The organism is Tardiphaga sp. 20_F10_N6_6 (assembly GCF_052076045.1).
In the GTDB taxonomy this organism is placed as follows: Bacteria; Pseudomonadota; Alphaproteobacteria; order Rhizobiales; family Xanthobacteraceae; genus Tardiphaga; species Tardiphaga robiniae.
In genome coordinates, this window is the sequence record NZ_CP197239.1 from 2,308,829 (window position 1) to 2,328,800 (window position 19,972).

19 protein-coding genes are annotated in these 19,972 nt (G+C 60.3%); 8 read left to right on the top strand and 11 right to left on the bottom strand.

The window, feature by feature from the left end:
• Window positions 1-17: 17 nt before the first annotated feature.
• Entirely contained in the window at window positions 18-677 is a 660-nt protein-coding gene (locus tag AB7813_RS11305) for a class I SAM-dependent methyltransferase (protein ID WP_439064512.1), read from the bottom strand.
• 303 nt (window positions 678-980) lie between these two features.
• Here AB7813_RS11305 and AB7813_RS11310 point away from each other — a divergent pair, with 303 nt between their 5' ends.
• Complete coding sequence (locus tag AB7813_RS11310) at window positions 981-2,054, top strand: acyltransferase family protein (RefSeq protein ID WP_439064513.1); 1,074 nt, start codon at window positions 981-983, stop codon at window positions 2,052-2,054.
• Window positions 2,055-2,447: 393 nt separating this feature from the next.
• Here the strand turns inward: AB7813_RS11310 and AB7813_RS11315 are convergent, their stop codons facing one another.
• On the bottom strand, window positions 2,448-2,597 hold the full coding sequence (locus tag AB7813_RS11315) for a hypothetical protein (protein ID WP_439083063.1): 150 nt from the start codon (window positions 2,595-2,597) through the stop codon (window positions 2,448-2,450).
• 444 nt (window positions 2,598-3,041) lie between these two features.
• Here AB7813_RS11315 and AB7813_RS11320 point away from each other — a divergent pair, with 444 nt between their 5' ends.
• Together AB7813_RS11320 and AB7813_RS11325 are read left to right on the top strand one after the other, a co-directional pair.
• On the top strand, window positions 3,042-3,935 hold the full coding sequence (locus AB7813_RS11320) for a hypothetical protein (protein ID WP_439084208.1): 894 nt from the start codon (window positions 3,042-3,044) through the stop codon (window positions 3,933-3,935).
• A gap of 135 nt (window positions 3,936-4,070) precedes the next feature.
• Complete coding sequence (locus tag AB7813_RS11325) at window positions 4,071-4,538, top strand: MAPEG family protein (RefSeq protein ID WP_439064515.1); 468 nt, start codon at window positions 4,071-4,073, stop codon at window positions 4,536-4,538.
• Between the two features lie 3 nt (window positions 4,539-4,541).
• Here the strand turns inward: AB7813_RS11325 and AB7813_RS11330 are convergent, their stop codons facing one another.
• Window positions 4,542-6,524, bottom strand: coding sequence for a BTAD domain-containing putative transcriptional regulator (locus AB7813_RS11330; RefSeq protein WP_439064516.1), 1,983 nt, complete (start codon window positions 6,522-6,524; stop codon window positions 4,542-4,544).
• Between the two features lie 753 nt (window positions 6,525-7,277).
• Here AB7813_RS11330 and AB7813_RS11335 point away from each other — a divergent pair.
• The 3 genes from AB7813_RS11335 to AB7813_RS11345 all read left to right on the top strand — a co-directional run bounded on the left by AB7813_RS11335 (window position 7,278) and on the right by AB7813_RS11345 (window position 8,336).
• A complete protein-coding gene (locus AB7813_RS11335; protein ID WP_439083062.1) occupies window positions 7,278-7,637 on the top strand; it encodes a hypothetical protein in 360 nt (119 codons plus the stop codon).
• 58 nt (window positions 7,638-7,695) lie between these two features.
• Window positions 7,696-7,848 carry a hypothetical protein gene (locus tag AB7813_RS11340; RefSeq protein ID WP_439064518.1) on the top strand — a complete coding sequence of 51 codons (153 nt, stop codon included), beginning with the start codon at window positions 7,696-7,698 and terminating at the stop codon, window positions 7,846-7,848.
• Window positions 7,849-7,916: 68 nt separating this feature from the next.
• Window positions 7,917-8,336, top strand: a complete 420-nt coding sequence (locus tag AB7813_RS11345; protein WP_439064519.1) for a DUF6647 family protein — start codon at window positions 7,917-7,919, stop codon at window positions 8,334-8,336.
• Between the two features lie 113 nt (window positions 8,337-8,449).
• On the opposite strand, the gene thiD is transcribed toward AB7813_RS11345, so the two are convergent.
• Window positions 8,450-9,250: a bifunctional hydroxymethylpyrimidine kinase/phosphomethylpyrimidine kinase gene (gene thiD, locus AB7813_RS11350; RefSeq protein WP_439064520.1), complete on the bottom strand. Its 801-nt coding sequence runs from the start codon at window positions 9,248-9,250 to the stop codon at window positions 8,450-8,452.
• A 153-nt stretch (window positions 9,251-9,403) separates the two neighbouring features.
• Between thiD and AB7813_RS11355 the strand changes: the two genes are divergently transcribed.
• Window positions 9,404-9,640: an Lrp/AsnC ligand binding domain-containing protein gene (locus tag AB7813_RS11355; RefSeq protein ID WP_068735543.1), complete on the top strand. Its 237-nt coding sequence runs from the start codon at window positions 9,404-9,406 to the stop codon at window positions 9,638-9,640.
• 213 nt (window positions 9,641-9,853) lie between these two features.
• Here AB7813_RS11355 and AB7813_RS11360 read toward each other — a convergent pair whose 3' ends face one another.
• Window positions 9,854-12,238, bottom strand: coding sequence for a transketolase (locus AB7813_RS11360; RefSeq protein ID WP_439064521.1), 2,385 nt, complete (start codon window positions 12,236-12,238; stop codon window positions 9,854-9,856).
• Window positions 12,239-12,390: 152 nt separating this feature from the next.
• Between AB7813_RS11360 and AB7813_RS11365 the strand changes: the two genes are divergently transcribed.
• The gene (locus AB7813_RS11365; RefSeq protein ID WP_175366591.1) at window positions 12,391-12,852 is read left to right on the top strand and encodes an Lrp/AsnC family transcriptional regulator; all 462 of its coding nucleotides are present in this window, start codon (window positions 12,391-12,393) and stop codon (window positions 12,850-12,852) included.
• 10 nt (window positions 12,853-12,862) lie between these two features.
• Here AB7813_RS11365 and AB7813_RS11370 read toward each other — a convergent pair whose 3' ends face one another.
• The 6 genes from AB7813_RS11370 to urtE all read right to left on the bottom strand — a co-directional run bounded on the left by AB7813_RS11370 (window position 12,863) and on the right by urtE (window position 19,965).
• Entirely contained in the window at window positions 12,863-15,280 is a 2,418-nt protein-coding gene (locus AB7813_RS11370; RefSeq protein ID WP_439064522.1) for a bifunctional diguanylate cyclase/phosphodiesterase, read from the bottom strand.
• 248 nt (window positions 15,281-15,528) lie between these two features.
• A complete protein-coding gene (locus AB7813_RS11375) occupies window positions 15,529-16,482 on the bottom strand; it encodes a DMT family transporter (protein ID WP_374725716.1) in 954 nt (317 codons plus the stop codon).
• Window positions 16,483-16,668: 186 nt separating this feature from the next.
• Window positions 16,669-17,508 carry an aldo/keto reductase gene (locus AB7813_RS11380; protein ID WP_439064523.1) on the bottom strand — a complete coding sequence of 280 codons (840 nt, stop codon included), beginning with the start codon at window positions 17,506-17,508 and terminating at the stop codon, window positions 16,669-16,671.
• Between the two features lie 68 nt (window positions 17,509-17,576).
• A complete protein-coding gene (locus AB7813_RS11385; protein WP_120291885.1) occupies window positions 17,577-17,918 on the bottom strand; it encodes an FmdB family zinc ribbon protein in 342 nt (113 codons plus the stop codon).
• Between the two features lie 78 nt (window positions 17,919-17,996).
• On the bottom strand, window positions 17,997-19,226 hold the full coding sequence (fmdA, locus tag AB7813_RS11390) for a formamidase (RefSeq protein WP_439064524.1): 1,230 nt from the start codon (window positions 19,224-19,226) through the stop codon (window positions 17,997-17,999).
• Window positions 19,227-19,275: 49 nt separating this feature from the next.
• Window positions 19,276-19,965 (bottom strand): urea ABC transporter ATP-binding subunit UrtE, encoded by a 690-nt coding sequence (gene urtE, locus AB7813_RS11395; protein ID WP_439064525.1) that lies wholly within the window; start codon window positions 19,963-19,965, stop codon window positions 19,276-19,278.
• Window positions 19,966-19,972: the final 7 nt, after the last annotated feature.

Here is a 19,972-nt window from a genome sequence, read left to right on the forward strand (position 1 = left end):
GACACGGCGATGACGATTTACGCCGCCAGCGCCGCCGCGATTCGCTCAAAAGTAACCAATGTGTAGATGCCGAACGGCGCCACCTTGCGGCGTTCGATGAGGATCGATTCAGCATTCGCTTGCGACCACGCCTGCAGCCGCGCGAACGGGAATTCCGGGCGCAAACCGAGGGAACGGGTCTTCACGGCGGCCCAGCGCTCGACGGCGGCTGCCAGGCCAGTCTCCGAATACAGATGATTGACGAGAATGATGCGGCCGCCCGGCTTTACCACGCGGTGGCATTCCGACAGCACCTGCTCGGGATTTTCGACCAGCGTAATAACGAACTGCGCCACGACGCAGTCGAAACTGGCGTCGGCAAAGGTCATCGCATGAGCGTCCATCTCCTGGACATCCTTCACCCATGGATAGCGGCCGGTCGCCATCTTGGCGCGCGCCTTGGCGAGCATGGGCGCGCTCAGATCGATACCGGTGATCTCGGTTGTCGCATCATAGTCATCGAATGACAGGCCAGTGCCGACACCAACTTCAAGCACCTTGCCGCCCACAGCACGCGCTGCTTCCGCAGCCGCACGGCGCCCCTTCAGCATCACCGGACCGCACACCGCATCATAGATCGGAGCCCAGCGCGCATAGGCCGTTTCAACAATGGACTTTTCGAGATCCAGCGTCGTCATCGGAGTTTCCGTCCAGCGCGTCCGAAAGAATCGGACAACCCGTTTGCTGTTCGGCTGATATCAAGCCGGGATGACAGATCGACGACAGAGTGTCGCAGGAACAAGTATCTGAGTGCTGCGGACACACCCTGTGTCACCCATCCTGAGAAGCTCGCTCCTGGGAGGCTCGAAGGATGAGGCTATGGGTGCCTCGGCGCATCCAGGGCCCTAAGACGTTGACGGCGATGGCTAAGAAACATTCCACCCGCAGAACCATTCGTATCCATTAACAGCCACTAAAGGTTTTCCACGCAGGATTCGACGATGGGCACGCTCAGAATCATCCTCGCGATTTCCGTTGCATTCGCGCATTTCGGGCTGCCTTTCGGCATTCTCACCAGCGACATCGCCGTACAGAGCTTCTTTGTTATTTCTGGGTTCTATATGGCCCTGGTGCTGAACGAGAAATACGCGCCCGGTTCCTATCGGCTGTTCATCTCCAACCGCCTGCTGCGCCTGTTTCCGGCATACCTGCTCGTGCTGACTCTCTCCCTCGTCGTGACCGGGCACTGGAAGCAACTGATGTCTCTGGACCCGTTTGACGCCGCATATTTCGTCGTCTCCCAATTAGTGATCATTGGTCAGGAGACGTATTTTTTTCTGGTCGTTCGAGATGGTGGGCTGGCGCTCGCCTTGCAGCCGGCCGGTGTACCCGACCTGCTCTACACATTCGCCCCGATTCCGCAGGCATGGACTCTGGCACTGGAGATCTACTTCTATCTACTCGCGCCGTTGCTAGTGAGACGAGGACCGATCGTGATTGCCTCAGTTATCGCTGCAAGCCTTGTCTTCCGGATGGGAGTTCAATGGCTATTCGGCTTCAGTGGAGACCCGTGGTCCTATCGCGTATTTCCTTCCGAGATGGCGTTATTCTGCGCGGGAGCGCTAGGCTACCAAGTATACGCATCCGGAGATGACAGCAGGCGAGCGCGCCTGAATGGATTGCTCGTACTGGCTTCGGCGCTGATATTCGTTTGCCTCACGATCAACAAGTCGAAAGGATTCGAGACGCTGCCGTCGATCTCGTTCCTCGCCATTGTGATCGTCGCAGTTCCCAGACTGTTCGAGCTAAGCAAGAACATAGGATGGGACAGATACCTCGGCGAGCTGTCCTATCCAATCTATATCTGCCATTTTCTATTTGGATGGATATTGCTGCCGGAGACGCTTCTAGCGTCCTATGGCGCGCTATTCCTCACCGTGACGACGTCGATACTGATCTATCATCTTGTCGATCAGCCGATCGATCGCTGGCGACAAAAGCGCTTTGCCCGAATTCAACGCAAGGTGAGCGAGCGCGGCCCATTAAGCAGCCGCGTAACGGTGCGACCGACTTAATAGAACGGGTAGAAACGATGCACCCGGCCGGTCCCGTGGCCGCCCCTGATCAGCACAGCCTTGCAGCCGAGCGCAAGCGTTTCGCGGACATTGTCTCTCTGGCTTCGGCATCAAGCTTCAAGACGGGTCGCTAGATCGCAGAGCCGCTACAGCGCGTGGATCGCGAATCCGGTGCTGACGCGCAGAATGCGCAAGACGAAGCCCTTCCTGACCGCGTTCGACACGCCTGGCGGCCTTTTTGGCAGCGCCTTAAGCGAAAATAACGCTGCTCTGACGCCCGACTGACGTCGGCGACGACGTCGACAGGCTTCAATGGATGTCACGCGGCGATGTGCCGGGATATCCCGGTCACAAAATCGGAGCACCACCATGCGCGCTTACGCACAGTTTGTATCAGGCGACGATCATCTGCGTCTCGGCGCGATCTTCAGCCTGCCTGCCACGTGGCGACAGCGAGCCCGTTTCAGAGCAGAGTTGCGCGCCGATATCAGAGACCGCCCCGATTTTCTCCACGATATCGGCATCGGCCTGTACGAAGCGCATGCCGAAGCGTCACGGTTTTTCTGGGAGCCTTGGCTACTAAAGCGCCGCTAGTCCAAAATCACAATCCGATTGTTGCGGCGGACCTGCGCTCGACCAAGAGCATAACATTCGTCTTTTCCAACAACGACTGATCGGACGATCTAACGCTCATACTGCACGCATTCTTTTAACAGCACCTCTGCAGCGCCCAACTAAGACTTCGACAGGCTTCAACGGGTGCCACGCGAGGCCTGCGGCCGCACATTCGGGTCGCAAGAGTCTCTACCAGATAGCTACCGATTTCGGACCGATGCAATTCCAATGATTGCGATCGCGATTGCTTCGCATTCCGCGGAGCACTTGAGAGGCCCGCCAGGGCAAATACGTAAACGAGGCAAGGGGCGCGCATGCAGATGGTTGGCAGGCTATTGTCCTGCACTTGGCGGACAAGGACCAGCGCTTTTGGTGATCTCGCTTTGTGCAGGGCTGTTGATCCAACCTCTCGCTCATTTCGGCTACGATCTTTTGCCGTTCTCGGCATTTCTGCTGACACTAGGCTCGTTTCTCGCAGCCGGTCTCGCACCATCCGAAGCCAGGATTCGTCTGCCTCTGATGGCCCTGGTGATTGCCTGGGTCGGCCTAGCGCTTCCTCTGGCCGCTGCCGCTCTACTGTCCTTCCTTCCGCTTGATCCTGCGCTGCGGGCCGGTGTTCTGCTTTCGCTCCTGGCGCCGCCGGTCGGAAGCGCGGCCGCGATCGCTGGGATGCTTGGTCTGCGGGCCCGTCTCGCTTTACTCGTGTCCATCGCACTAACCCTCCTCGCGCCGATTTCAATTCCATGTTTTGCCACAGTGCTCGGACTTGGAATTGAATTCGACATGGGCGCGCTGGCTATCCGATTGTTCAGCATCATCGGCGCTGCAGGCTTGGTTGCCTTTCTGGCAATACGGTTTCACCGGAATCTGATGCCCGTTCTGCCCGACCAACACGCTGCCACCGGGGTCGCCGTTATCGGACTCATCATCGTCGGACTGGCAACCTCACAGGGCATTCGGACCCACTGGATCAGCAATCCGCTACGTTTCGATGTCATGCTCGCCGCGGCGGTCGTCTCCAACTTTGGACTGTGCGCGCTCGCAATTTTGACATTCGCGAGAATGGGGTTACAGACCGCTGGAACGATAGGCCTCGTGAGCGGAAACCGTAATGTCACTCTCGTGTGGGCAGCGGCCAGCTTTGGTCTGCCATCTCTCGCGGAGGGTTATGTCGCTGCGTGCGTCATCCCTGTCCTCGCGCTCCCTCTCATCGTCAAGCTTTGCCTCAAACTACCTTCCTTCAGCCGTCTCCTCCCGCAAAACTGATGACCAAGAGGCGACAGCCCCCGATCAGCACTCGTACGGGGGGCCAAATCCCGCGTAAACAGACACAGACATTGTATTTCGCTGGGAAACGCGCTGGGCCATAGATACGATCTATGGCCTATGGGGGACGGCACATTGGACAAACTCACTCTGAACGATCCGCTATTCGCCACCTACGTCATTGCTGCGAGCCTGACGATCCTCAAGGCTGTGGCGATGTCGTGGCTGACTGTAGTCCGTATGGTCGACGTCAAGGGCGGCTACCGTTCACCCGAGGATATCAAGAAGACGCCGATGAACCCCGCGCCCGACCCGGCGCAACTCTTGCCCAACGAGCGCGTCGAGCGGATTCGCCGGATCCAAATGAACGACCTCGAGAGCCTGCCCTACTTCCTGTTCGCGGGTTTGCTCTACATTCTCACGCAACCGTCCCTGCTGCTCGCCCAATGGCTGCTATACGGTTACGTCGCCTCACGTCTGCTTCACTTCATCGCCTATCTCACCGGACAGATTCATGAGATACGCGCGACCTTCTGGACTGTGGGCTCGCTCATCCTGATCTTCATGACCGTCCGGACGTTGATATCTGCAGTCGGCGCGTGAAGTTCAAGCCGTAACGCCGGCTTCGCGCTGGGCCGATAGGTAACGTTCAAGATCGTCGTCCCGCTTGAAAAATCGCATGGCACGAAGCTCTGTTATAGTTGTCTTTTGCACGGCATCGCGCTGGCGCGTCACGTCGCGGGCCTCTTCCAATCGCCTGGCGGCTACAAGATTGGCTACCAGCATGCGATGGCCCGTACCGTTGGCCGGATTCTGCTGGATCGAGTTGCGCGCCCACAAGACACCATCCTCAGGGCGTCCGAGCGCAAAGCATGATGCAGCCAGGCCCGTCATCCAAAAGTGGAGCATATTGTCGTAGGGGCTGAGGGCGATCGACCGGTGAAGGCATGTGACAGCATGCTCATAGTCGCCCCCCATGCTGTCGATCATTCCAAGAATGCCCCAGGCGAAGGCGGAGCTGGGATTGAGGCGCACAGCTTCCTTGCAGTGGATGCGCCCCTGATCGTTGTTGCCGACCGGACCAAACAATGTGAAGCCATAGACCGCATGGGCGAAAGCATCTGCGCCATCTTGCTCGACGGCGCGGCGCGCCAAGACGAGGGCTTCGACCAACGTTTCCGGCAACGCTGCGGCCCCCAGAGGCGACGCCATGACAAGTGCCCAGGCAAGGGACGCCAGCGTGGCTGGGCGCAGCTGATCGCGGTTGAGAGACTGTCGCAACAATACGATCGCCCTCGTGATCCCGTCACGGGTTCCGTTCCATAGATGGGGAAGCGCTCGCAGGTAGATGTCGTAAGCCGAAAGATCAGAGAGCGGCTTGCGCCTTGCGCGCTCGACCTCGGCGCTCCGCACGGCCGGATCAATCACTGCTGCGACGCTCGCGCTGATGTCATCCTGCAGATCGAAAACATCGACGATGGCGCGATCGTAGCGATCAGACCAGACCTGAACCTCATCGCGGGCATGGGTCAGTTCGGCCGATACACGAATGCGGTTGCCCGCTTTGCGGATGTTGCCGCTCAGGACGTATTGAACACCGAGTTGTTGCGCGATTTGCCGGCTGGTCAGCCTTCTATCCTTGAAGGCGAAGCTCGATCCGCGTGCGATGACCACGAATTCGCGAAAGCGCGACAAAGCGGTGATGATGTCCTCGGTGACACCGTCAGCGAAGTATTCCTGCTCTGGGTCGTCGCTCATGTTCCGAAACGGCAGAACTACGATGGATGGTTGATCCATGACCATCATCAGAGCAGGCGTAAGCGGAGTCGATATCTCGATCTCGCTGACAGCCACCGATTCGATCAGTATCTGGGCTCTGCGTAGTTCAGCAACGAGCGCTCTGGTTGCCTCGTCCGGCTCTGTATTGAGCTCTCGCTTCAGAAGCCCAACGACCTCTTGATAGTATTTGAGCGCTTCAGCTTTACGCCCAGTTGCAGACAGAGCTTGCATGATCAGCCGGTGCGCATCCTCACGCATGTTGTTCAGTGCGCTGGCACGGTGCCCGGCCTTCAATGCGTGATCGGCGCGACCGGCGACCAGTTCTTTTTCGCCGAGCCCGACCATCGCAGTCAGAGCCAGCTCCTGAAATCGCTGGCGTTCGCCAGCCAGCCAATCGCTCCAGCCTTCTTCGGTAACACCGATGTCATCGACGAAGCGCCCTCGATAGAGATGCGCTGCCTCACCCAGCGCATCACGGCCGCCCTCCCGCACCAGGGCCTCGAACCGGCTGATATCGCACAGGATCACCGTCGTATTCAGCGATACGAACTCGCCATCGCTCTTGAGAGCATCCCGACCCAGAATTTGACGTAGCTTGAACAGTGACTGACGGAGGTTCTGCCTTGCTTGCGCGTCGAAATAAGACCCCCAGAACAGGGTCGACAGTTTTTCGCGCGGCTGAGGCTCCGGTGCCGTGCAAGCCAGATAAGCAAGCAATCCCGAGAGCTTCTTGTTTGGCAAGCCGACCACGCCGTTCGGCCCGGTGAGCACGACGCGTCCCAAAAGCGAAAGATTAAATTTTGGGCACACTGTCGGCTACTTCCAAGTTTTGAACAAATGCGTCCCCTGAATATACATTTAACTCAGATTGGCAACTTTGCGAGCAGTATTAACGCAGCGATGACGGCTGACTAACGCCGGTGAGACGGCGGCGGGTTCAAGTCAAAATGCGACGAGATGCGAATGGCATTCGGCGCAGAGCAACTTCACCCGGAAGCCGTCATGCGCACGCGTCACATCATTGCAGTCGTCGTTACCCTGACCGTGATCCTCGCCGGAGTTGATGTGGCGCTGACTTCCCTGGCCGCTCCGAAAGCTAGGGCGGCTTCGCACACCACGCCTCCCGTCTCACCCCTCCTTTTCGGAGGCGACTGATCTCGGTTCGATTTCGAAGTAGCCATCAAGCAGGAGGTCGCATTGACCAATACCGCGCAACTACGAGCGCGATCGTATGCCTTTCTCTCAACCGAAGACGAACGACGAGTCGTCGCGAGATGGAGAACTGGAGTGATCGCGTTCTATGGCTCGATTTTGTTGATTGCTTTGGCTGCAACGAGCCAAAGGCCCCAAGCCGATCAGCCTGACCTCGCTTCCGATGATTTCGTCACATACCACATGTCGAGCTTGCCGCTACCGTAGGCGAACAAAGCCAACGCCGCGGTAGCATCACTGCCAATGCCAGCAAGCACAGCGAAGTTTCAATGCAAATTTCAAGGGTGTCAGGCGGGCCGAGCGGTCAGCAAGCTCACCTGCATCATCCCGTGAAGTATCAGGAAAAGAGTGATGAAGACCGACTTTCCGGCGCCATCTCCAGCACCTGTGGGGGCTTCGATGATCGTCGGCGCACTTCATGAATCCCGTCGCCGGCAGGCAATCAACATCATTCATCGCTACCAGCCTCTCATCTCCGACCGCGTCGAAACCAATCCTGGCAAGCCCATTCCATCGCCAGACGCGAAAATGCGCGTTCGTCAGATACAGAACAGTGAAAGGAAAAGAAACGTGAGACGACTGAGCGAGACGCACCTGATCATCCTGATCCTTATCGGCTTCGGCATTGTGCACGTGATTGGCGGCGTCCTCCTGGCACGGGCGGCGCCCGAGCACAGTCGCCCTGTGAATATAGCAGCCTGGGGCGACTGATCGCGGCAGGCGAAGACGGCATCAATCATCAATCGGCGGCAACGATCGTGAGGCTGACATGACTGAAATCGCGAGCGCGATGTCCCGCGCTCTTCGTTCGATCACCGGATTCGATGTGCTCAAGCATTTTCTGTTTTTCTGCGGAGCCGGAATTCTGGTGTTCGTGCTCTCGCTCACTTACGGCCTGGATTTGAGCTCGGGCCTTTTCTGATCCTCGCCACGATTGCGCAAACCGAAGCGTTCAATTCCCCGCAGGTCATATCCGCATGAGGTCACTACGTGAACGCCCTGATCGCCACTTATATCGCATGGATCATCGCCCAAACCGGCTTCGCCCCTCCGGCTCACCCGCCAATCCATTTCGCGACGTCAGCAGAAATGGCTGTGCTAAGTGGTGCGCCGGAAAATAGCGGGCTCGAATTTCAAGCGCTCTACAGCCGCGAAGAAGGCGCGATCTACCTGCCCCACGAATGGCAACCGGTCAATTTGCGGCAGAAGAGCGCGCTGCTGCACGAACTCGTGCATCACGTGCAACGGGCCAACAACGTCGAAGCTCCGTGTGTGGCAGCCCACGAACGCCAGGCCTATGATCTTCAGATGAAATGGCTACGCGAACAGGGGGTCGAGGATCCCTACAGCCTCATCGGCACGAATGAGCTCACAATCTACATGGTGAGCGTCTGCCGCGACGGTTCGTAAGCGGCACGCGACGTTCCTTCGTCATAGGCCATGAGATGCAACGGGCTCGTGCGCGAGCCGATGCTCAGGCGATTGGAGCGCGCCGAGGTTGGTTTGAGCCGATCTTGATACGCCTAATAGAATGCGTGGAAGTGGTGCACCGGGCCGTGGCCGTGACCGACCGTAAAACGATCCGCCGCAGCGATCGCAGCCGTGACATAGGCTTTCGCCGCACGCACGGCGGCTTCCATGTCCTGCCCCTTGGCGAGGCCCGCCGCGATCGCTGATGACAGCGTGCAGCCGGTACCGTGCGTATTCTTCGTGGACACGCGCTCTGCAGGCAATGCGATGGCGCGGTCTGCGGTGATAAAATAGTCGGTGCTCTCCGGACCGGTCCCATGGCCGCCCTTGATCAGCACAGCCTTGCAGCCGAGCTTGAGCAGACGCTTGCCCTGCGCCTCGATAGCCGCATCGCCCTCTGCCATCGGCTCGTCGAGCAGCGCGGCGGCCTCTGGCAGGTTCGGCGTGATAATCTGCGCCCGCGGGATCAGTGTACTGCGCAGCGCGGCGATGGCCTCCGGCGCCAGCAGACGATCGCCTGAAGTCGCCACCATCACGGGATCGAGCACCACATGTTTCGGCTGCCATGTCGCAAGGCCCGCGGCGATGGCCTCGATCACATCGCGCTGCGCGACCATGCCGATCTTCACCGCGCCGACCGCGAGATCGACGAACACGGCATTGATCTGCTCGCTCACGAACTCCGCAGGCACCTGATGGATGCCGGTGACGCCCTTGGTGTTCTGCGCGGTCAGCGCTGCGATCACCGACGCGCCATAGACGCCCAGCGCCGCGAAGGTCTTGAGGTCGGCCTGGATGCCGGCGCCGCCCGAGGAATCCGAACCGGCAATGGTCAGCGCAACGGGTGTGGGCATCGGAAAAACTCGCACGAGATCAAGGGATAAGCAGCCATACCAGTCCTACCCCGCCAGTCGTGAACCAGCAAGGCGGCGACATGCTGGCGGCTTGCGCCGCACCCTGTTTTGGGCTTGATGATCTCTAAAATCGCCCGTTTCCGGAGAATCCCGATGGTCCCCTTCTTTGTCCAGTTCAAGTGTAAGCTTGGCCAGTCCTACGCCGTCGCCAACGCGCTGGCCGAAGCCGAAATCGCCTCGGAGATCTATTCCACCGCTGGGCATTACGACCTGCTGGTGAAGTTCTACGTCGATAACGCCACCGACATCGGCCATTTCGTGAACGAGAAGGTGCAGACCATCCCGGGCATTCAGGACACCCACACGATCATCACGTTCAAGGCGTTTTGAGGCGGAGCGCTGTAGACGCGCTCCCTCTCCCCGCTCTGCACGGGGAGAGGGGTGGGGTGAGGGCGAGGCACGCGGTCACATCCATTTGCCATCTCACAAGTCGCACCGAATCCGATCCGAAAATAATGCGTATGTGATGAGGCCGTGCCATGCCCCTCACCCGCCGCGAAGACGCGGCGACCTCTCCCCGCAAGCGGGGAGAGGTTAAGAGACCTACACGGCCATCTTCCGATGCAGCACGGGCACCCCGCTCAGCTCCTCCGCCGCGTCGACGATTGCATTCGCGTCGATGCCGTGGTGGCGATAGAGGTCACCGATCGTGCCGGTCTGGCCGAATTGCTCGACACCCAGCGCTTCCATACGATGACCGCACACGCTGCCAATCCAGCCCAAAGTCGCGGGATGACCATCGAGCACGGTGACGATGCCGCAATCGCGCGGCAGCGGCTGCAGCAGCTTCTCGATGTGGCTCAGATGCTGCGGGTTACGCCGGTCGCGGCGGATTTTCCGCGCTGACGTCCAGCCGGCATGGAGACGGTCGGCTGAGGTGATCGCCAGCAGGCCGATGTCGCGATGGCTGTCGCCAAGCAGTCCCGTTGCCTCGATCGCTTCCGGCGCCAGCGTGCCGGTATAGGCGATCACCAGATCGCAATTGGCGCCGGGCTTGCGCAGCCAGTAGGCGCCGTCAGTGATGCCCTGCTGCAGCTCCGGCGTCATCATGCGCTGCGGCTGCTCGATGGTGCGCGTGGAGAGCCGCAGATAGACCGAGCCGCCGGCACGCTGACCGCTGTCATCAGTGCCCGCGTCGCGCTGCATGTGCTGGAAGCCCCACCCCATGATGACGGCGAGCTCATCGACGAAAGCCGGCTCGAATGATGCGAGCCCGTCTTGCGCCATGCCGATCAGCGGCGTCGCGATCGACTGATGAGCACCGCCTTCTGGCGCAAGCGTGATGCCCGACGGCGTCGCCGCCACCATGAAACGGGCATCCTGATAACAGGCATAGTTGAGCTGATCGAGACCACGCTCGATGAAGGGATCGTACAGCGTCGCGACCGGCAGCAGACGGACGCCGTTGATGCTGCTCGACAGGCCCAGGGCCGACATCAGGATGAACAGGTTCGCCTCGGCGATGCCGAGTTCGAGATGCTGGCCCTTCGGCGAAAAGTCCCAGTTGAAGGTGGACGGAATCTTCTCGCTGCGGAAGTGATCGGCCTTCTCGGCACGCGCGAACAGCCCGCGGCGATTGACCCAGGCGCCGAGATTGGTGGACACGGTGACATCGGGCGACGCGGTGACGATGCGCGACGCCAGTTCGGTATCGCCGCGTGCCAGCTCATGCAGGACGAGGCCGAAACCCTGCTGCGTCGACATTTCCGGCGATGGCTTGAACGACAGATGCGCGGGAACATCGATCACGTCAGCGCCCAGGCGCCGCGTGCCCTGCTGCACGAAAGGCACATCCTTGAGGAACGCATCGAGCATCAAAGCCTCCTGCGTCAGGCCTTCATATCTGTCCCATTCATGGCCGGGCCGAATGTTCTGCGCCGCGCGCCAGGTCTCCATTTGCGTCGGCGTCATCAGGCCCGCATGGTTGTCCTTGTGGCCCTGGAACGGCAGGCCGATGCCCTTGATCGTATAGGCGATGAAGCAGACCGGACGATCGTGATCGATGGCTTCGAAAGCCTCGACCATGCTGGCCATGTCGTGGCCGCCCAAATTGGACATCAGTGCCAGCAGTTCCTCGTCGCTGCGCGCCTCGATCAGGCGCGACACCGGACCCTGATCGCCGATCTCGTCGTTGAGCCGCTTGCGGAACGCTGCGCCACCCTGGAAACACAAAGCCGAATAGATCTGGTTCGGACAGTTGTCGATCCAGGTCTTCAGCGCCGCGCCGCCGGGCTCGGCAAAAGCCGTCTGCATTAGCCGGCCATACTTCACGATCACCACGTCCCAGCCAAAGTTGCGGAACATGGATTCGAACTTCTCCCACAGCCCCTCGCGCACCACGGCGTCGAGGCTCTGGCGGTTGTAGTCGACGATCCACCAGGTGTTGCGCAGCCCGTGCTTCCAGCCTTCAAGCAAAGCTTCGAAGATATTGCCCTCGTCCATCTCGGCATCGCCGACCAGCGCGATCATGCGGCCTTCGCGGCGGTCCTTCATCCAGCCGTGAGCCGAGACGTAGTCCTGCACCAGCGACGAGAACAGCGTCTGCGCGACGCCGAGGCCGACCGAGCCGGTGGAGAAATCGACATCGTCGATATCCTTGGTGCGCGACGGATAGCTTTGCGCCCCCTTGAAGCCGCGGAAGTTCTCGAGCTTCTCGCGCGTCTGGTTGCCGAACAGATACTGGATGGCGTGGAACACCGGACTCGCATGCGGCTTCACCGCGACGCGGTCTTCCGGCTTCAGCACGGCGAAATACAGCGCCGACATGATCGTCGCCAGCGAGGCGGATGACGCCTGATGGCCGCCAACCTTGAGGCCGTCGGTATTGGGGCGGATGTGGTTGGCGTTATGGATGGTCCATGACGAGAGCCAGAGCACCTTGCGCGCCAAGGCGGTCAGGGTCTGCAGGCGATGATGATCGATCGGCATGGTGGGCTCCCGCGTCGGCCAGCTGCGCTGGTTCGTGATGAGGTCGCCATTCTAGCAGGCGCCCTTGCGGGATTTTCTCAATTCATCGCGACAACCACGGCCATCTTGGGATAAACGAATTGTTCTGGCTCCAATTTCATGGAATTTTCCCAATGTCAGCCCTCGACGCAATCGACCGCAAGATTCTCGCCGCGCTGCAGATCGACAGCCGCATCACCATGCAGGAGCTCGCCGAGAAGGTCGGGCTCTCGATCTCGCCGTGCCATCGCAGGGTGAAATTGCTGGAAGAGCGCGGCGTCATCACCCGCTACATGGCGCTGGTCGATCAAAAATCGATCGGGCTCCCAGTAAGTGTCTTCATCTCCATCAAGCTTGTCAGGCAGAAGGAGGAAGACCTCAACCGTTTTGCGAAAGCGATCTCGAAATGGGAGGAAGTGCTGGAATGCTATCTGATGACCGGCAACCGCGACTATCTCTTGCGCGTCGTCGCGGCGGATCTGTCGTCCTATGAGGCATTCCTGAAGAACAAGCTGACGCGGCTCGACGGCATCGCCTCGATCGAATCCAGCTTCGCCCTCAGCCAGGTGAAGTATTCGATCGCACTGCCGGTGTGAGGGCCCAGAGCTAGCTGGCCAGCTTCACCGTGGCGGCGGTACCACCCGGGGCGCTGACGACGCTCTGGTAGTGCGCAATCGGCTGCGGGCGGCCGATCAGGAAACCCTGGATTTCCGCACAGCCTTCGCTCGCAAGAAACGACATTTGGGCGACGGTCTCGACGCCCTCGGCGATCACCGGGAGCTTCAACGAGCGGCCGAGCCCGATGATAGCGTGAACAATAGCCGCTGACTGCGGATTGTCCTCGAGATTGGCTACGAAGGTCTGGTCGATCTTGATCTTGTCGAAGGGGAAAGCCTGCAAATAGCTCAAGCTCGAATACCCCGTACCGAAATCATCCATGGCGACGCGAACGCCCAGTTCCTTGACGGCGTGCAGGATTGCGATGGCACCAGCAAAATCGTCAATCAGCACGCCTTCGGTGATCTCGATCTCGACACGCTTCGGGCATAGACCGGTTTCCGCCAGAACGGCGGCGAGCATCCCGGGCACATCGCCGCGCTGAAAATTGACCGGCGACAGGTTAATGGCAATCGACAGCGGATTGACCCAGGTCGCCGCCTCGCGACAGGCCTCGCGCGCCACCCACTCGTCGATGGCGCCTATCAGACCGCTCTCCTCCGCTAGCGGAATGAACACCGTCGGCGAGATGATGCCGCGCTCGGGATGCCGCCAGCGCAGCAGAACCTCGAAGGCGACGACAGCGCCCTCGGTGGTCGCCTGCGGCTGAAAATAGAGTTGGAATTGCTTGTTCTCGACCGCCACCACGAGATCACGTTGCAGCAGTCGCTTCTCGCGGATGTGCTGATCCATCGCAGCCTCGAAGAAGCGGATGGTGCCGCGTTCCTCGGCCTTGGCGCGGTCGAGCGCCAGATCCGCATGCGCAATGAGAGCTTCGATATCCTGGCCGTCCTGCGGATAGACGGAGATGCCGATACTACAGCGAACATTGACGTGCTGGCCGTCGATCTGAAACGTATTATCGAGAATGCCCGACAATCGCGCACAGAGATCTTCCGCTGTTTGCGGCTCCGCGCCGAGATGAGACACGATCGAGAAGATATCGCCACTCGGCCGTGCCAGAAATGCACCGTTGCAGGCTTGCGCCAGCCGCTTCGCCAGCTCGGCCAGTACGGCGTCTCCAGTGGCCTGGCCGTATACGTCATTTGTCTCTCTGAAGCGGTCTATATCGATCCGCGCGATCGCAAACGAGCCGTGTCCCGCCGAGGCCTCTTTGAAGACGCGGGCCAGATGTTCGTTGAAAGCAACACGATTGGGCAGATCGGTGATCGGATCGTGCCGCGCGAGATGCACGATCCGCGCTTCGCTGAGTTTGCGGTCGGTGATGTCGGCATGGGTCGCGACCCAGCCGCCATTCTTCATCGGCCGGTAGCGCACATTGATGGCGCGTCCATCCGGCAGCTCGGCGGTCTGGCTGCTCGGCACGCGATCCGCGAGCGCCGTCCGCATCTTCATCTCATAACTATCCATATCGACGAACAGCGTGCCAGCTGCCGCGCGAATTGCCAGCACCTGATCCTCGGTCGCGCCGGCGAACATTTTCGCCGGCGCGATATTGTACATGCGCATGTAGCTTTCGTTCCACAATTCGAGCAGACCATCGGCGCTATACATGCACAGGCCCTGCTCCATATTGTTGAGCGCCGCATCGAGCTGCAGATTGCGCTTGCTCATGCTGCGGCGGGTGCGCTGATCTGTTACGGCAACGACGAGGCCCGCGATCACCACGGCGGCGGTGAAGGCCGCAATGGCCAGCGACAGTTCGATCGGCGACAGCAGACTTTGGGTCTCAGCGGCTGCGGCATTGTAGGTCAGATCGATCGCGCCCATGGCAACGAAGTGATGTACACAGATCGCGAGCGTCAGAAGCAGTGCGGCAACGAGCAGCTTGCCGGGCCGGTCGGCTGTCTGGGCGATGAGGATCGCCAAGGCGGCAATCACCATGCCGCCGACGACCGACGCCGTCACGAGGTCCGGCATCCACTGGATGATGGCGGGGATGCGCAGCGACGCCATGCCCATATAGTGCATGCAGGCGATGCCGAGGCCGATCACCGCGCCGCCGGCCAGCGCGTTCCGTTTGGTTCGATTAAACAGCGCGATGGCGAATCCGGCCGTGGTCATCACTGCAGAGGCGACGAGCGAACAGGCGGTGATGATAAGATCGTAATGGAGTTCGAAACCAGGCGTGTATGCGAGCATCGCGATGAAATGCGTCGCCCATGTGCCGAATCCGGTGACCGCGCCTGCGGTAATCAACCACGCAAGGCGCGTGTCGGGCAATGCGGTGCGCGCACGCGTGAACAGGTTGACGGCAGCAAGGCTGGAGAGAAAACACACCGCTGCCGCCAGCAGGATCTGCCGCCAGTCATGCTGCAACTCGATGCAATTCCAGACTCGTAGCATAAAGATACCAACATATGACGAGATATCGAAGCATAGCGCGTGCAACGTTCGGAATGTTTAAAACTCACGGAAAAATTGCACAGAAGAGCTGTTATTCTTAAGCCGCGATAAAGCCCGAAATATGCCGGGTATCATCGTCCATGTTTGCGGAAAAATATGCAACACATTCGGATGTACCCACCGCAAGCGCCGTGGCTCAGGGGAAAATCGAGCAATGGGGACGACCTGTCTCTATCAACAGCTCATCATTAGGCGCTCGGATAAGGTTCCGCCGGTGCGGTGACCTGCGCGCGGCGCACGCGTTCGCGATGTGCGGTGTAGACACCGCTGGCGATGATGATTGCAGCACCGGCGAAAGTGACAGCATCGGGCACTTCGCCAAACAGGAAGAAGCCGATCAGCGTCACCCACACCAGCTGCACATAGGAGAACGGCGCCAGTACCGATGCATCCGCATAGCGGAAGGCCAATACGACAATCCAGTGGCCGACAGTAGCGGCGACGCCAATACCAACGCCGAGCGCGATCTGCGTCCAGCTCGGTACGATCCAGTAGAACGGCACGATGACACTGAGCACGAGAAAGCCGGTGATCGCCGAGAACGCCATCGTGGTGATGGCGCGGTCGGCCCCGCTTATTTTGCGCGTCAACACCAATGCGGTCGCCCAGCCCAACGCCGAAATGATCGGAAAGATCGTACCGGGCTGAAACGCCGCGGTGCCTGGCCGCACGATGATCAATACGCCCAGAAGCCCTGCGATGGTGGCAGTCCAGCGGCGCAGACCGACCTTTTCGCCGAGGAAGAGAACCGATAGCCCGGTGACGAATAGCGGCGAGATGAAGCCCGTCGCAGTCGCTTCCGCGATCGGCAGATAACCGAGCGCCATGATGAAGAAGATCGACGAACACAACAGGCCCAGCCCGCGAAATACCTGCAGCAGCGGCCGCGTCGAGCGCATCGGATTGCCCGAGGCCGGCGCCAACACGATCGGCAGCAGGATCACGACGAACACCAGAAAGCGGATCCAGGCGATCTCCACCGATGGCATGCCCGTGCGCGACAGATACTTCGCCATCGCGTCCGATGACGCCAGAAACGCCGTCGAGCAAATGATCATCAGAATGCCGCGCAGCGGCCGGTCGGTATGGCGATGCGCCGATACAGGGGCAGCAGTCTTCGGCGGCGGAACATGGCTTGTCACGAGCGGGGACCAATATGCGGGCTCGTCGGTGCATGCGAGCCGAATCGAATACGGCTCACAAAACGACGATCACGAGGCCGGGACAACTGCCGATATCAGGACACGGATATGCACGCGGCAAAAAAGCCTATGCCGGCCGACGCATCAGCGGCCAGCGTGCAGCGCAGCATCGATTTTACCGCATCCCTACAGCATCGGTAGACTGGAAGGCTCCCGGCCGAGCGGGAACGCCTTTCCAATATCAGCCAGTTCGGCCGCCCTGAGCGTCAATGCACTCGCCGCCGCGTTGTCCGCCGCATGGGCGGCCGAAGACGCTTTCGGAATTGCGAAGACCGTTGGCTGACGGATCAGGAAAGCGAGCGCCACCTGCCGCGGCGTGGCCAGATGGGCGTCGGCGATCTGCTGCAGGATTTTGCCGCCCGGCGAGCGCGTCGACGGGAAATCATTATGCCCGAACGGCGAATAGGCCACGACAGCGACGCCATGGCTCTCGCACCACGGGATCACGCGGTGTTCGATGGCGCGCTCCTGTAAATGATAGAGCACCTGATTGCAGGCGATGGCGCCCTTGCCTGCAAGTTTCGACAGCTCGTTGAGATCGTCGACATCGAAGTTGCTGACGCCCCAGGAGGCAATCTTGCCGGCCGCCTTCAACTCTCCGAAGGCGGCGACAGTCTCGGCAAGCGGCACCTGACCGCGCCAGTGCAGCAGGTAGCAATCGAGCCGGTCGGTACCCAGCCGCTTCAGCGAGCGCTCGCAGGCGGCGATGGTGCCCTTCCGCGATGCGTTGCTCGGCAGCACCTTGGAGACCAGGAACACCTCGTCGCGACGGCGGGCGATGGCCTCTGCAATCACGAGTTCCGCGTCACCATACATTTCGGCCGTGTCGATATGGCTCATGCCGGCATCGAGGCCGGCCTGCAGCGCCCTGACCGCCGCAGCGCGGTCACTGTGGTCGATATACCAGGTGCCCTGCCCGATGACTGAGACGTCGCGCTTGGTTTGGCCGAATGGATTGTGTCGCATGGTGCGCCTCCGCCTCCCGCGGCAATGAGGCACACGGGAGTGGACTTTAGCGCATCAATTCAGAGGAGTCAGTGGCTGATCATCCACGGCCGCGCTGTCGGGAAGCTCTTGGCGCCCGAGCGGGTCTGCTTCACCAGCCGCGACGGCTTCTTGCCGGAACAGCAACCGCAACCGGCCCCGTGCGACGCCTTGTACTCCGCCGATGTCTTCGGCGCATTGCGGCTGCGCTCGTTGGTGGCGTGGGCCTTGCGCTTGTCGGAGGGCATGCAGAAGAACGCCGGCGCAGTCAGGATCACACGCGGGGCCTGTGTCGCGCAATGCGGACAGTTCTGCGGGTCATCGCATTCGGCCATCGGCCGCATGTCGGTGAACGGACCGCAATCGTCGCAGAGATATTCATAGACCGGCATCGCGCTTCACTTTCGTTGGCACATCAGAAAAAAGTGCCGCGGGGCCGTGACTAGAGCCCCGCAGCCGAGTTGACCGCGTTACTTGTCCGGCGAGAGCGGCATCTGGATGTCGCCCTTGATGTGTTTGACGGGCCCTGCCGACGACGGATTGATGTCGAAGTCGAAGATCTGCGTCGGCAGCCACAGCGTGGCGCAGGCATTGGGCACGTCGACGACGCCGGAGATGTGGCCCTGCACCGGCGCGGTGCCGAGGATCGAATAGGCCTGCGCGCCGGAATAGCCGAACTTCTTCAGATATTCGATGGCATTCAGACAGGCCTGACGATAGGCGATATGCACGTCGAGATAATGCTGCTTGCCCTGCTCGTCGACAGAGATGCCTTCGAAGATCAGGAAGTCGTTGTAGTTCGGCGTCATCGGTGACGGCTTGAACACGGGGTTCTTGATACCGTATTTCGACACGCCGTCCTTGATGACATCGACCTTGATGTGCAGCCAGCCGGCCATCTCGATGGCGCCGCAGAAGGTGATTTCGCCGTCGCCCTGCGAGAAGTGCAGGTCGCCCATGGAGAGACCGCCGCCAGGGACATAGACCGGGAAATAGACCTTCGAGCCGCGCGACAGATCCTTGATGTCGCAATTGCCGCCATGCTCGCGCGGCGGAACGGTGCGCGCGCCTTCGGCCGCAGCCTTCTCCTTCGCCTCACCCTTCAGCCGACCCATATGGGCAGTCGGGCCGAACGGCGGATTGGCAAGGCCGGGCACGCGGGTCGGGTTCGTCGCGATCAGTGCGGTCTCGCGCTCGTTCCAGGTGGCAAGCAGTTTCGGATCGGGCAGACAGCCGATCAGGCCGGGATGGATCAGGCCGGCGAAGTTCACGCCCGGGATGTGACGCGACGAGGTGTACATGCCCTTGAAGTCCCAGATCGACTTCTGCGCTTCCGGGAAGTGATCGGTCAGGAAGCCGCCGCCATTCTGCTTGGAGAAGAAGCCGTTGAAGCCCCACAGCGAGTCCTTCATCGGGCCGACATCGAGCAGGTCGACCACGAGCAGATCGCCGGGCTCCGCACCCTTGACGCCGATCGGGCCGGACAGGAAGTGCACGATCGACAGATCAATGTCGCGCACGTCGTCGGCGCTGTCGTTGTTCTTGATGAAGCCACCAGTCCAGTCATAGGTCTCGACGATGAAGTCATCGCCGGGATTGACCCATGCGACCATGGGAATGTCCGAATGCCAGCGGTTGTGAATCATGTCGTTGTCGTAGGCCGATTGCGTAAGGTCGACCTTGATCAGTGTATCTGGCATTCAATGCTCCCCTTCGGTTACTGGTCTTGGTGGTTGGACGCGTGGTGAATTAGACGGACAGGTACTTAGCGATCTGCGCGGCATCGATACCTTCGCGCGCTTCGTCGCGAACGATCTCACCATTCTCGATGACGAGGACACGGTCGGCGACATCGAGCGCAAAGCTCAGCACCTGTTCGGAGACGATGATCGACAGGCCCTTGGTGTCGCGGATGTGCTTCAGCGTGCGGGCCATGTCCTTGATGATCGACGGCTGGATGCCTTCGGTGGGTTCATCCAGCAGCAGTACCTTCGGCTTGGTGGCGAGCGCGCGGGCGATGGCAAGCTGCTGCTGTTGGCCGCCGGAGAGATTGCCGCCGCGGCGGCCTCTCATTTCGAGCAGCACCGGGAACAGCTCATAGAGATCGCCCGGCACTTCCTTCTCGCCAGAAGCGACAAGGCCGGTCTCGATATTCTCCTTCACCGTCATATGCGAGAAGATCATGCGGCCCTGCGGCACGTAAGCGAGGCCGCGCGCGACGCGCTCATAACTCTTCAGCGCACCGAGCTCCTTGCCTTCCATGGTCACCGAGCCCGACTTGGTCGGCACGATGCCCATCAGCGACTTCATCAGCGTGGTCTTGCCCATGCCGTTGCGGCCCATGATGGCCACGATTTCGTTGGGCTGCACCGAGACGTTGAGGCCATGCAGAACTTCGCTCTGGCCGTAAGCGACGTGGAGATCGTTGATCGCGAGCATGATGATC